The sequence below is a fragment of the Kordiimonas lacus genome (genome assembly GCF_001550055.1).
In the GTDB taxonomy this organism is placed as follows: domain Bacteria; phylum Pseudomonadota; class Alphaproteobacteria; order Sphingomonadales; family Kordiimonadaceae; genus Kordiimonas; species Kordiimonas lacus.
This window is the reverse complement of sequence record NZ_LRUA01000003.1, coordinates 574,678-588,404: the sequence shown is the minus strand read 5'-3', so window position 1 is coordinate 588,404 and position 13,727 is coordinate 574,678. Positions and strand designations below refer to the sequence as shown.

10 protein-coding genes are annotated in these 13,727 nt (G+C 57.3%); 8 read left to right on the top strand and 2 right to left on the bottom strand.

Annotated features, from left to right (window positions below):
* Entirely contained in the window at positions 1 to 846 is an 846-nt protein-coding gene (dapF, locus tag KORLAC_RS06090) for a diaminopimelate epimerase (protein ID WP_241493371.1), read from the bottom strand.
* Here dapF and KORLAC_RS06085 point away from each other — a divergent pair.
* Positions 835 to 1,737, top strand: coding sequence for a hypothetical protein (locus KORLAC_RS06085; protein ID WP_068304417.1), 903 nt, complete (start codon positions 835 to 837; stop codon positions 1,735 to 1,737). The genes dapF and KORLAC_RS06085 overlap by 12 nt on opposite strands.
* On the opposite strand, the gene KORLAC_RS06080 is transcribed toward KORLAC_RS06085, so the two are convergent.
* A complete protein-coding gene (locus KORLAC_RS06080) occupies positions 1,734 to 3,233 on the bottom strand; it encodes an SLC13 family permease (RefSeq protein ID WP_068304415.1) in 1,500 nt (499 codons plus the stop codon). The two genes, KORLAC_RS06085 and KORLAC_RS06080, sit on opposite strands and share 4 nt — an antisense overlap.
* 159 nt (positions 3,234 to 3,392) lie before the next feature.
* Between KORLAC_RS06080 and KORLAC_RS06075 the strand changes: the two genes are divergently transcribed.
* The 7 genes from KORLAC_RS06075 to KORLAC_RS06045 all read left to right on the top strand — a co-directional run bounded on the left by KORLAC_RS06075 (position 3,393) and on the right by KORLAC_RS06045 (position 13,639).
* Positions 3,393 to 5,201 (top strand): DUF885 domain-containing protein, encoded by a 1,809-nt coding sequence (locus KORLAC_RS06075; protein ID WP_068304414.1) that lies wholly within the window; start codon positions 3,393 to 3,395, stop codon positions 5,199 to 5,201.
* 168 nt (positions 5,202 to 5,369) lie between these two features.
* Positions 5,370 to 7,175 (top strand): ATP-binding protein, encoded by a 1,806-nt coding sequence (locus tag KORLAC_RS06070; protein WP_068304411.1) that lies wholly within the window; start codon positions 5,370 to 5,372, stop codon positions 7,173 to 7,175.
* A complete protein-coding gene (locus KORLAC_RS06065) occupies positions 7,172 to 8,947 on the top strand; it encodes a hybrid sensor histidine kinase/response regulator (protein WP_068304409.1) in 1,776 nt (591 codons plus the stop codon). Before KORLAC_RS06070 ends, KORLAC_RS06065 begins: the two co-directional genes overlap by 4 nt.
* A gap of 83 nt (positions 8,948 to 9,030) precedes the next feature.
* On the top strand, positions 9,031 to 10,776 hold the full coding sequence (locus KORLAC_RS06060) for an ATP-binding protein (protein WP_068304407.1): 1,746 nt from the start codon (positions 9,031 to 9,033) through the stop codon (positions 10,774 to 10,776).
* A gap of 220 nt (positions 10,777 to 10,996) precedes the next feature.
* On the top strand, positions 10,997 to 12,385 hold the full coding sequence (gene ffh / locus KORLAC_RS06055; protein WP_068304405.1) for a signal recognition particle protein: 1,389 nt from the start codon (positions 10,997 to 10,999) through the stop codon (positions 12,383 to 12,385).
* Between the two features lie 67 nt (positions 12,386 to 12,452).
* Positions 12,453 to 12,899, top strand: a complete 447-nt coding sequence (gene rpsP / locus KORLAC_RS19255; RefSeq protein WP_068304402.1) for a 30S ribosomal protein S16 — start codon at positions 12,453 to 12,455, stop codon at positions 12,897 to 12,899.
* 185 nt (positions 12,900 to 13,084) lie between these two features.
* The gene (locus tag KORLAC_RS06045; RefSeq protein ID WP_068304673.1) at positions 13,085 to 13,639 is read left to right on the top strand and encodes an NADAR family protein; all 555 of its coding nucleotides are present in this window, start codon (positions 13,085 to 13,087) and stop codon (positions 13,637 to 13,639) included.
* Positions 13,640 to 13,727: the final 88 nt, after the last annotated feature.

Sequence of the window (13,727 nt, the reverse complement as noted above, 5' to 3'; positions counted from 1 at the left end):
TCACAGCGCGACCTCGCCTTTGAACGCCAGCGTTGCCGCGCCTGTCATTTGTACTGTGCCGTCCGCGAGCCACTCAACCTCAAGCGGGCCGCCGTCCAGCATTACGGTGGCCTTGCGGTCAATGAGGGCAAGGCGCGAGGCCGCGACAACACTCGCGCAGGCGGCGGTGCCGCAGGCATCAGTGATGCCAGCCCCGCGTTCCCACACACGCAGGCGGATTGTATCACCTTTCACGGTCCCAACCGAGGCATTCACACGCTCAGGGAACATCGCGTTCTTTTCAACCTGCGGGCCCCAGTATGGCAGGTCAACCGTGTCGGCGTCCTCAACGAAGAAGACAGCATGCGGGTTGCCCATATTGACGCACGTGGGTTCGAACAGTGGGCCCATGGCGAAATCGATCTTCATGGTGTCCGTTTCGCGCGCCAGCGGGATCTCATCCCATGCCAGCCGCGCCGGGCCCATATTGACGCTGATGCCCGCCTCTGCGCGGGTGGCGGTCAGCAGGCCTGCGTCTGTCTCGATCAGGACCTTTTCTTTGCCGCTTTCATCCAGCGCCAGCTGGCCCACGCAGCGGGTAGCGTTACCGCAAGCACCCACGCGGCTGCCGTCAGCGTTGCGAATTTCCATGAAGATGTCGGCTTTGCCGCTTGTTCTCAGGATGATCAGTTGGTCACAACCGATGCCGCGGCGGCGGTCAGACAATGCACGCACAGCTTCATCCGCCAGCGCGAGATCATCCTCGCGGGCGTCAAAAATGATGAAGTCATTGCCCAGTCCATGCATCTTCAGGAACGGGCGCATATGCTGGCCTTTTTCCATGAGGCCGCTTATATGGGTTCTCATAGCGCAGAGTCCATGGATTTCTGTGCATCTGGCAGCAGATTTTGGCGGATTGAGGCAGGCTTGGTGGCAGGGCGACAACAAATCATCATTCATGCGGGGTTTCACCGCTGCGCATCGACCGCGGTGCAGGACATGCTGCGCGCGCGGCGGACGGCCATTGAGGCCACTGGCACGGCGCTGCTGCTCAGGGAAGATCTGCAAGGCTGGCTGACAGGCCGGCAGCTCCGGCTTCTGTATCGCCATCAGGATGATTCCCTGGTTTCCAGCCTGCGCCTGAAGTTGGTTGCATCCATGCTGCAGCGCATCAGGGCGGACCGCATTGTGATCAGCGAGGAATTACTGCTGGGTTTGATGCCCGGTGTACGCGACCCTGGCTTTTATCCCCATTTCGGCAACTTCATGCGCGCTATGAAACGGTTGGCGAAATCCTTCGATGTCGACCTGAGGCTGGTGGCCCGGCGACCAGACCGGTTTCTGGAATCCGCCTATGCATTTCGTGTGCGGCAGGGGCTGCGGGAAGCGTTTCCCGATTATGTGGCACGCATCGGGGAGCAGGACGTGTCGTGGTTACGGTTGGTGCGAGAAGTTGAACGCGCGGGCCTCACGGCGAACACGCGTTTCACCTGTCTGGAAAGCTGGCCAAAGGAACGTGCCGGGCATGCCGTTCTGGAATTCCTGGGATTGGACACTGTCGCGGGCGACACCCCAATCAAGCTTAGCGGCAATCCTAGCTGGTCGGCAGACCGGCTACAGGCGACGTTGGAGGCACCTCTTCAGGTGGCTTTCACGGACGTGGAACGTACGGCCTTTTTGTCGCGCCTCACTGCAGACAATGCGGCCTTCCTGGCGCACCCCATGGTGAATGCGCCAGCGGATGCCTGGCGCGATTAGCCGAACACCATGGGCAGCAGGCTGTAGCACAGTGCTGCCACCACAAAGGTGCCAATCACATTGAGCCATAAGCCCGCACGCATCATGTCCGGCACATGCAGCTGCCCGGTTGAGAAGATCACCGCGTTCGGGCCCGTGGCCACCGGCAGCATGAAGGCGCAGCTGGCCGCCATGGCGGTGGGTGCCGCCAGCATGATGGGGTCGATATCGGCGCTGGTCGCCAGCGCGCCCAGCACAGGCACAAGCGCTGCTGTGGTGGCTGTGTTGCTGGTCAGTTCCGTCAGGAATATCACCATGCCCACAATCACCAGCATGATCACGAATAGATGGGCGCCCGAAAGGCCCGCCATATGGTTCCCGAGCCAGACGGCGAGGCCTGTGGCTTGAATGGCAGCCGCAAGGCTAAGCCCGCCGCCGAACAGCAGGATCACGCCCCAGGGCAGCTCAACCGCGCTTTCCCATGACAGCAGCGCCTTGTGCTTGTTGGCTTCGCCGCCGCCCGCCGGGATCAGGAACATGGCAAGGCCTGCCGCCACGGCAATATGCATGTCTGACATGCGGGCAACGAAGGGCATCAGGTCTGTCAGCCACTGGGTGTCCACCAGCACCTGGCGGAAGCTCCACAAAAGCGCCATGCAGGTCATGACGATTGCAACCCGCTTTTCCGGTGTTGTGATGCGGCCCATGGCCTGAAGTTCGGTCTGCACCACCTCAGCCCCACCGCGCGCCAATTTGGCGTCAAACGGGAAGCAGATTTTGGTCAGCACCAGCCACGCCAGCGGCACCATGGTCAACACAACGGGAATGGCGAAGGCCATCCATTCAATGAACAGGATTTCACGGCCGGTGGACTGCTGGATGAAAGCTTTTACAAACAGGTTCGGCGGCGTGCCGATATAGGTGCCAAGCCCCCCGATGGAAGCCGCCCAGGCGCAGCCGATCAGAAGGGCTATGGTAAAGCGGTGGCCGGTGGCTTTTTCCTTCAGGATGGTCTGTGCGACTGTGAGCGCGATGGGCACGATCATCAGTGTGGTGGCGGTGTTGGATATCCACATCGAAAGCAGCGCCGACGCCGCCATGAAGCCCGCGATCAGGGCCGCTGGGTGGTCACCGACGCGGGCGAGGATATTGAGCGCAATCCGCCGGTGAAGGTCCCATTTCTGCATGCCCATGGCAGCGATGAAGCCGCCCAGCAGCAGGAAGATTACCGGTTTGGCGTAAGGCAAGGAGGCCTCGCTTGAGCTGGCGGCCCCCAGAAGCGGCAGCATCACCAAAGGCAGCAGGCTTGTGGCCGGCACGGGGATGGCTTCGGTGGCCCACCAGGTTGCCATCAGCACAGCAAGCGCAACCACGGACCAGGCATCAGCGGACAGGGCCGCAGGCGGTGCACTGAGCATGACAGCCAGGAACAGCAGTGGCCCCAGGAACAAGCCAATGGTTTGGTACTTTGCACGTGTTTCACCGTGGCGATGAATTTCGCCCTGCTGATTGGCCATTCTGTTTCCTCCCGTTTCCCTTGTCTAAATTCAATATCGACTCGGGTGGTGGCTGTGAAGGCTTTATTGCGGATTGGCTGAAAATCTGCAGAAAAGAACCGACTTGAGACTTTTCAGGATTGGGCTATTCTGCGGTCATAAAACAACAGGGAGGATACCATGTCCGTCAAAAAATTATTGGGCGGCATTGCGACAGTCGCGGTGCTCGTGGGGGGCGTTTATGTCTCTAAACTAGTCTGGTTCAAGCCGTTCAGCTTCGATCATTTCCAGACTCGTGTGATCGTTCAGGAGGGTCTCGATAGCCCGCAAACCATGAGCTCGCTTCGCATGCTGGAGCCATGGGGCATCACTGGCCATAATGCCGAACTGGATGATCTGTCGCTGGCGCACGACGAAGTGCAGCGCGCACGGACCCAGGAAAACTACGAAATTCTGATGTCATACGATGACGACGGTCTCGATGCCGACCAACGCCTGAACAAGAGGCTGATGGCTTATGGGCTGAAGGAAGACCTGGAGCACCCGGAGTATGACTATTATAACTACCCGCTGACCCAGCTTTATGGCTGGCACAACAATTTCCCGGCCTTCATGACCGGCACCCACTCAATTCAGGATCTGGAAGAAGCGGACTATTATGTGGCGCGCCTGCGTGCGGCCCGTACCCAGTTTGACCAGATGATGGAGCAGCTGAAGAAGCGCGAAGAACTGGGCATCATTCCGCCAACCTTCATTCTGGAAAAAGTGGAAGCGCAGCTTAATCCTTTCGTCAAGGACGACCCAAAGGAGAATGCGCTTTATGCCGGGGTCAAAGACAAGATTGACGCGCTCGATGCCGACCAGTCTGAGAAAGACCGAGTGCTGGCGGAAATCGAAGCTGCGATCACCGACGTGATCAACCCGATCTGGGCTGATATGCAGACCTATGTGGCTGCGCTGAAGACGAAATCAAACAATGATGCCGGTGCCTGGAAATTCCCGGACGGTGAGCGTTTCTACCAGACCCGGCTGAAGCATTTCACCACCACGGACATGACGGCAGAAGAAATTCACCAGCTTGGCCTCAGTGAAGTGGACCGTATTCAGACCCAGATGCTGTCGATCTTTGCGGAAATGGGCTACGACACGGCCATCCCGTTTGCTGATCTGATCAATGGATACGCTGATGAGCCGCGGCACTATTACCCTGATACACCCGAGGGCCGTGAGCAGATCCTGAAAGATTACGCCGCCCTGATCGAGGAAATTGATGCGGGCATCGCAGACCAGTTCAACATGAAACCGAAAGCGCCGGTTGAAGTAGTGCGGGTGCCTGAATTCATGGAGCAGGGTGCGCCGGGCGGATACTATAATTCGCCAGCCATGGACGGCAGCCGTCCTGGCCAGTTTTATGCCAACTTGTATGACATCAAGGGCACGCCCATATACGGCATGCGCGCGCTGACCTACCATGAAGCCGTGCCGGGCCACCATTACCAGATCGCGCTGCAGCAGGAGCAGGAAGATCTGCCAATGTTCCGCAAATTTGCAGGCTATGGCGCCTATATTGAAGGCTGGGCGCTTTATGCCGAACGCGTGGGTTGGGAACTTGGGTTCATGAAAACCAATGACGACAAGATTGGCGCGCTGCAGTCCGAACTGTTCCGCGCCGTGCGCCTGGTGGTCGACACCGGCATCCACGCCAAGAAATGGACCCGCGAACAGGCGATTGACTATATGGCGTCCAATACCGGCATGGCCATGTCTGACGTGGTGACCGAGATCGAGCGCTACATCGTTTGGCCGGGCCAGGCTACCGGTTACAAGGTTGGCCAGTTGACGATGCTGCGGCTGCGCGACAAGGCAAGAGAGGCTTTGGGCGAAAAGTTCGACATCAAAGCCTTCCATGACCTGGTGCTGAATGGCGGTGCAATGCCGCTCACGATCCTTGAGGATCAGGTGGACGCCTTCATCGCCGCCAACTCATAAGGCTTGAGCAGCGATAATTGTTTTGAAGGGCGGGTTTACCCGCCCTTTATCTTTTAGGAAATATAGTGCAGGCTTCGACCGCGATCTGGGGGCGGGCCTGCTTTTGGGAAGGGCAGGTTAGTATGGGAAGAGGTTGCGCCACAGGTGGTGTTGACGAAGAACGATAAAATGTCGCGGAAATCCAGCCGGGCGCGCCAGGTCCGCCAGGCTCTGGATGGCATCTATCTTGGCCAGTTGCCAACGATCACCCTGGTTATGGCGCTCTATTACCTGTTCACGGGTATTTCCCATGTCTTGGTACTTTCAGCGGACGTCCGCCTGCCGCTTGCATCTCTGTCTTTCGCCGCGTCGATGATCAGCATCATAACCTGGATATTGCTGCGGCTTCAGAAGATCCCGGAGCGGTTCAGCCACGCAGCCTTCTTGCCGTCAGCATTTGCGGTCATCTTGCTGGTTTATCTTCATGTGGAGATGACAGGGGATATCCTGCAGCTGACCAACGCCGTGCTGATTTTGCTGGCTTTCGGGTTCATTACGCTGCTGCCCAGCGTCTATATCGGCCTTGTGGCTGTCAGCTCTTTCTTCTTTGTCGGGTGCCTCTATTCGCTTGGCGGGCCGCTTACGATCCACATCGCGTTCATGGGGGTGGCCAGCCTGGTGCTCAGCGGCCTATGTTTTGTCCAGCGCTACCGAACCCTGTCGAACGTGGAACGGTTGTTGATATCCAACAGGTCCAAGTCTCATGCGCTGGCCCAGAAGGCCCGTGAGGCCCGGGCGCTCCTCAAGGAGGCGGAGCAGGCTGCAGAGGAGGCCCGTCGGGCCAATGAGGCCAAAGGCATGTTCCTGGCCAACACCAGCCATGAGCTCAGAACCCCGCTGACCGGGGTTCTGGGCATGATGCGCCTCCTTAATGATACGCGGCTGACAGGCGAGCAGCAGGAATTCCTGAAAGCGGCCCAGTTCAGCGCCAACACCCTGTTGACCCTGATCAACGATATCCTCGATCTGGCGCGGATGGAGGAAGGCAAGCTCAGGCTGACAGAGCAGGCCTTTCGGGCTGACGAGATTGCGAGCCAGGTTGTTGATTTGCTCAGGCCAACCGCCGAAGAAAAAGGCCTCAAGCTGACGTTCCATAACGCTGCGTCGGCCTGTCCCCCTACCATGGGGGACAGTGTTCGTATTGGTCAGATCCTGTTCAACCTGGTGGGCAATGCCATCAAATTTACCGATGCAGGCAAGGTGGATGTGAGCATACGCCTGGGCCCACAGGCTGAGGGCCGACAGCCTATGACGTTTGAGGTGGTCGATACCGGGATCGGATTTTCCAGTGAGGAAATGGAACGGCTGTTCGCCAGATTTGAGCAGGCAGACGGGTCTGCCGTAAAGAAACAGGGCGGTGCGGGCCTCGGGCTGTCGATATGCCGCGAACTGGCGCGTCTCATGGACGGACACCTGTATGCCGAGGCTGCGGAAGGCCAGGGCGCGCGCTTTGTTTTCGAGGTTCAGCTGCCCCTGGCCACCAGCGCTGAACTGGCGGCGAGCCAGGAAGATCAGGCTGGTAAAACACCAGAAGCCCTGCCGGAAAAGCTTTCGGTTCTTGTGGCCGAAGACAACAATGTGAACCGGTTGCTGATCGGAAAGCTCTTGGCCAAACTGAACTGGACCCTGCAGTTCGCCGAAGACGGCAACCAGGCGCTGGAAGCAGCGCTGGGTCAGGATTTCGATTTGATCCTGATGGATGTCCGTATGCCGGGCCTGGACGGGACAGAGGCAACCAAGGCCATTCGGACATCGGATGGGAAGCGGGGGCAGGTTCCGATTATTGCCCTGACAGCCAATACAATGGCCGAGGATGTTGCGGCATATCAGCAGGCTGGCATGGACGCCGTTGTGGGCAAGCCAATCCAGCTTGATGACCTGAAAGCCGCAGTGCAAACTGTACTTACCGAGCGCAGGGAGCACACAAGCGTATGACCCATGAGGCTGCGGATACAGACGTGAAACCGTCCGATGAGCATGGCATTGCAGCAGTGCCGGACCTGCTGGCGATAGAACTCAACAAGATTTCCCAGCGGTATCTGGGCGCGATGGCCGTTGTGCTGAGCGTTTTCTACAGCCTGCGTGGTACAGCCTTTCTTATAGACCCAAAGGGTGGGGACCCGGTTGTGCTTGCGGTTCCTGCATTCCTGACGGCTTTTTATGGGATATGGATTTCCCGGAAGGCCCAGGCGCAGCAATTGGGGCGCAAGGCAGTAGAGGTCAATTTTTTCGTTATCTGCCTGGCTTTGATCGGGAATACAGCACTCGCCTATATTGAGGGGTTCAATGCTGAAATCACGCCCAATATGGCATTTGTACTGGTTGCTGCAGGCCTGGGCACGATTTCCGTCTGGAACTGGCTTGCGCAGGTGGCTTTTGTGGTTGCCGGTTATGGTACAGTGCTGGCGACGATCGGGCCACCTGACGACAAACCTTTCCTGTTTTATTTGCTGACGGGTGGCGCGCTCTCTTTTCTGGCCTTCAAAGCCCGCCTCTCTGTCATCCGGGACCGGATGGACCTGGAGGTTGAGCTTATCGACAAGGCGCAGAAGCTTGAGGCTGCAAACAAGGCCAAGGACCGCTTCATGGCTAACGTGACCCATGATTTGCGCACGCCGATGACCGGCGTTCTGGGCATGATGGACCTGTTGCGCGACACAAAGCTGACCAAGGAACAGGCCCGCCTGCTTGAAACCGCCAAAACCAGCGCGGGATACCTGCTGGCGATCATCAATGACATCCTGGATTATTCGAAACTGGAATCCGGCAAGTTCGAGCTGAAGCCGGCGCCCATGGACGCCGTTGCCATCACGCAGGATGTGGTGGAGATGCTGCGCTCTCAGGCGCAGGCGAAGGACATTGCCCTTACGCTCAATCTGCCAGATGAAGACCTCATCGTGGTGAACGGCGATGGCGTGCGTATTGGTCAGGTACTGTTTAACCTGGTGGGCAACGCCATCAAGTTTACCGAAAAGGGCGGGGTGACGGTGACGATGCAGCTCCATACCCACCAGGATCGGCTGTCCATTGAATGGATCGTGTCCGACACGGGCGCGGGCATTCCGCAAGGCCGCATCACCAAGCTGTTTGACCGGTTCGAACAGCTGGATGCTTCCAGTACCCGCCAGCAACAGCAGGGCACAGGCCTTGGCCTTGCCATCATCAAGGAGCTCTTGGCCCTGATGGGTGGACATGTGGAGGTCGCAAGTGTCGTGGGTGAGGGGACAGAGTTCAGTTTCACCGTGCCGCTGGAGCGCCTGAGTGCAGATCAGCTGAAAGCGGCGCCTGCAGTCGCAGTACCGGAAGCCGTCTTGTCCCTGCCGCTTCGGATTCTTGTGGCCGAGGATAATAAGGTCAACCAGGCCTTGATTGAACGGCTTCTGGTAAAGCAGGGCTGGACGGTGCAGATGGTGGAAAACGGTGAAACGGCCGTGGCGGCCGCCACCAAGACAGACAAGCCCTATGATTTGATTTTGATGGACGTTCAGATGCCGGTGATGAATGGCCTGACGGCCACCCGTATCATCAAGGAAAAGATGGTCAGTCCGCCCCCCGTGATCGCGCTGACAGCCAACACCATGAAGGAAGATGTGGCCCGGTATCTAGAGGCCGGCATGGACGCCCATGTGGGCAAGCCGATCAATATGGAAGAACTCAGGTCAGCCATCGCGAAAATACTGATGGCCCGACACAACCCGCCTGAGTAGGCCTGGCCCGGCGCCAGCTTGCAAGTTGCCGGTATGTGTGGGTAAATGCCTGTATCATAATTTTGGGGTTGGGGACGGAACCTGTGAGCGAAAAAGAGCCACCAGGCGGCATAGGGGTGGACCAGCATTACACAGCTGAAGCAGTTCAGTCGGAGATGAATGTCATCGCCCAGAATTACCTCAAGATGTTGGGGCTTACCCTGGCGCTTTATTACGGCCTGCGGTCAGTTGGTTATTTCCTGAAGTTTCCCCCTGAAATTGTACCCTATCTGGCTGCTATTTCCATTCCTTCTGCCCTGATCGGCATTGGGGTTTTCCTATACTGCCGGATACGCCAGTTGCCGCAGGTCAAGATCGAGCTGACCACGTTTTTTCTGGGCTGCCTGGTGATCCTGAATGTCTTCGGGAACATGTATCTTACCGGCAACAAGAACCAGTTTTTCAGTGCCGGGCTGGCGATCATCGTTTTCGGTATCAGCACAACCCAGCTCCGTGTCTGGTTTGCGCTGGTGCTTTTGTGTGTTGCCACTTTCATCGTGGCCGCGGCCAACATGCCGGTGCTGGGCGTTGAAGTGATTTCGCTGCTGATTGGGTGCCTGCTGATCTCCATCGCGGCTTTCTTCACCCGCGCGCCTGCTATCCGTAAAAGGGTGGAACTCCAGCTGGAACTTGAGGACAAGGCCGACTCCCTTGAAGGCGCCTTGAAGGCGAAAGACCGCTTTCTGGCCAATATGTCCCATGAACTCAGGACCCCCATGACAGGGGTGCTTGGCATGATGGACCTGCTGCGAAGCACAGAGCTGAATTCAGAGCAGGACCAGCTGCTGAAAACCGCCAAGACCAGCGCGGGCTATCTGCTGGCCATTATCAACGATATCCTGGACTATTCGAAACTTGAATCCGGCAAGTTTGAACTGAATGTTGGCCCGATGGATGCGCTGGCGATGACACGCGATGTGGCGGGCATGCTGCGCAGTCAGGCGGAGGCAAAGGGCATATCGGTCACTGTTCATACGCCTGCAGCAGGGGACCTGTGGGTGTTGGGGGACAGTGTTCGACTGGGGCAGATTTTGTTCAATCTTCTGGGCAATGCCATCAAGTTTACCGAAAAGGGCGGTGCCGATATCTATCTGGATGCCGAAGAAGAAGGCGACACGGTGCGCCTGACCTGGCGGGTCTGTGACAGCGGCGCCGGCATCCCCAAAGACCGCATAGGCACCCTGTTTGAGCGGTTCGAGCAATTGGGGGACGATACGACCCGCGCCCAGACCGGCACGGGCCTCGGGCTTGCCATTATCAAGGAACTTGTGGCCCTGATGGAGGGTGATATCAGTGTCGAAAGCACCGTGGGTGAAGGGTCAGAGTTCCGGGTTGCGGTGACACTGCCCAAATCCCAGAAAGTGCTGCGTGAGGCCTCTGTGCAGGCCGCCAGCGAAAGTATGGCGGCCGTTGGCCACCTGAAAGTGCTGGTGGCGGAAGATAATCTGGTCAATCAGGTGCTGATCCGCAAGCTGATGACGGCCAAAGGCTGGGAGGTGATGGTTGTCGCGAACGGTGAGGCTGCTGTGGAAGCGGCCTTGGCGGAAAAGCCCGGATTCGACCTGGTGCTGATGGACGTGCGCATGCCGGTGATGGATGGCCCGACTGCCACTGGGATCATCAAGGAAAAGATGAAATCGCCACCCCCGATCATTGCGCTCACGGCCAACACGCTCACGCCGGATGTGGAAAGCTATCTGGCGGCGGGCATGGATGCCCACGTGGGCAAGCCCATCGTGATCGAGGAACTGATGGAAACCATCCAGTCACTGCTCAAGCCGGGCCGCTGAAAACGCCGCAGCGCACGCCCTGTTTTACTTGACTCCTTGCCCCCTTCTTCCTATGTAAGGCGCGCTTCCCACAGGAAGAGACATTGCCGCAGCGCCTACGAAGACCCGAGCTTTGGGGTGCCCACCAGTCAGCGAGTTTCGCCCACTGGTGCGATTGGCATTTGGCTAAGTCCTTGTTGGGTAATTTGAATTTAGAACCGTTGCAAAGGTGGTTTTGCATATGTTTGATAGCCTGTCTGACCGGCTGAGTGGTATTTTTGATGGACTGAAGCGCCGTGGTGCGCTGAAGGAATCGGACGTTACCGAAGCGCTCCGGGAAGTGCGTGTGGCACTTCTGGAGGCCGACGTTGCGTTGCCGGTCGTCAAGGATTTCGTCAGCCGCGTCAAAGAAAAGGCTATCGGCCAGCAGGTACTGAAGTCGGTCACACCGGGCCAGCAGGTTGTCAAGATCGTCAATGACGAACTTGTTGCCATGCTCGGCTCAGAGACCAGCGCCATCAACACCGCGGGTGTGCCGCCTGTGGCGATCCTGATGGTGGGCCTGCAGGGCTCCGGTAAAACCACGACGACGGCGAAGATCGCGAAGCGCCTGACGGAAAAAGAGAACAAGAAGGTTCTCATGGCGTCCCTCGACGTGCGCCGCCCGGCAGCCCAGGAGCAGCTGAAGATCCTTGGCGAACAGATCGGCGTCAAGACGCTGCCGATCATCGAAGGCCAGATGCCGGTGGAGATCACCCGCCGCGCCATGGACGCCGCGAAGCTGCAGGGCTTTGACGTAGTGATGCTGGATACTGCCGGCCGCCTGCACATCGACCAGAGCCTGATGGCTGAGGTTGTGGCAGTGCGCAATACGGCGATGCCGCTTGAGACGCTTCTGGTGGCGGACAGCCTGACCGGCCAGGACGCCGTCAATGTGGCGAAAGAATTTGATGCGCAGGTCGGGATTACCGGCGTGGCGCTCACGCGTATGGATGGTGACGGCCGTGGCGGTGCAGCACTTTCCATGCGGGCTGTTACAGGCAAGCCGATCAAGCTTGCGGGTACCGGCGAAAAGATGGATGCGCTTGAGGATTTCCATCCCGAGCGTGTGGCAAGCCGGATCCTTGGCATGGGCGACGTTGTCAGCCTCGTGGAAAAAGCAGCCGAAACCATTGAAAAAGAAGACGCTGAAAAGATGGCCAAGAAAATGGCCAAAGGCGAATTCGACCTTGATGACCTGCGCACCCAGCTTCAGCAGATGGCGAAGATGGGCGGCATGAAGGGCGTGCTTGGCATGCTGCCCGGTATGGGCAAGCTGAAGGGCGCCATGAATGCCGGCATGGATGACAAGGTGTTCAAGCGTCAGGAAGCGATCATTTCTTCCATGACGCAGAAGGAGCGCAAACAACCGAAAATGATCAACGCCAGCCGCAAGAAGCGGATCGCGGCGGGGTCAGGCACCAGCGTGCCAGAGGTGAACAAGCTCCTGAAAATGCATATGCAGATGGCCAAAATGATGAAGAAAATGTCCGCTATGGGCAAAAAGGGCCGGATGCCAATGATGCCAGGTGGAATGGGTGGCGGTATGCCCGGTAGCCTTCCCCCAGGATTTGACAAACTGTTCTCGTAAGGGAACGCACTGAAACTTGAGAATACTCCCGGACCAAGGTTGGCCGGGGATCTGAAAGGAAAATAAAATGGCACTTGCAATTCGTCTGGCCCGTGGTGGCGCGAAGAAACGTCCTTACTACCGCATCGTTGTGGCTGACAGCCGCTCCCGTCGCGATGGTAAATTCATCGAGAAAATCGGTTCCTACAACCCAATGCTCGCGAAAGACGACGAGAACCGCGTTCAAATCGACCTCGACCGCGTAAAAGAGTGGATGGGCAAAGGCGCGAAGCCTTCTGACCGTGTTGCTCGCTTCCTTGAAGCCGCTGGCGCTGTTGAGAAAACTGTTCGCAACAACCCGAACAAAGGTAAGCCAGGCCAGAAAGCTCTCGAGCTGATCGAAGAGAAAAAAGCCAAAGCTGAAGCTGCTGCTGAAGCTGCCAAGGAAGCTGAAGAAGCTGCGAAAGCCGCTGCTGCTGCCCCTGCAGAAGAAGCCCCAGCTGAAGAAGCTTCTGAAGAAGCTGCTGCTGAGTAAGCTTTGCTTCTATCCAATTAAAGACGGCGCGCCGGGCAACCAGCGCGCCGTTTTTTGTTGCAGGTCATGTCGCCTGGATTTTGCTTTGTTGTTTAAGTGAGGTAGGGCAATAAGTGTGTTGACAACACTAAATAATCTGCATAAAAGGCACCTGCGTGATCCGCTGAAAGATAAAGGTGGCTAAGGTGATTTATTCGGTTGAGGAACTGATCAAGTTCTCCAACAAAAGAAAGTGTAAGTACGTTTTCTTTTGGGGGCACAAGTCCAATGCTGATCACACAACAAAGGCCTGTTTTAGCCAGTGGTTTCCTTGTGGTTTTCAAGGCGAAAGCGGGGAGAACTATAGGTCAGCAGAGCACTATATGATGGTCCAGAAGGCGAAACTGTTTGGCAATGATGAGATGGCTGCGAAAATCTTGCAGTGTTCGATCCCTGCCAAAGCAAAAGCCTATGGACGGATGATTGAGCCGTTCGACCAGAGCATCTGGGACCAAAACAAATTCGACATAGTCGTCGAGGGTAATCTTCTGAAGTTTTCCCAAAACGAAAGCCTCAAGGAATTTTTGCTCAACACAAAGGATCGCGTTTTGGTGGAAGCCAGTCCTGTCGATAGGATTTGGGGCAATGGCCTGACTGCTGATCATGAACACGCAGAAAACCCAAATCTTTGGAAGGGGCAGAATCTTCTTGGTTTTGCGCTAATGAAGGTTCGGGACCTTCTGAAAGGTGCTGCTGAGTAAGCTTTGCTTCTACCGAATAGAAAACGGCGCGCCGGGCAACCAGCGCGCCGTTTTTTTATCAGGTGAAATTTCGCCAGGCCCACCCCAC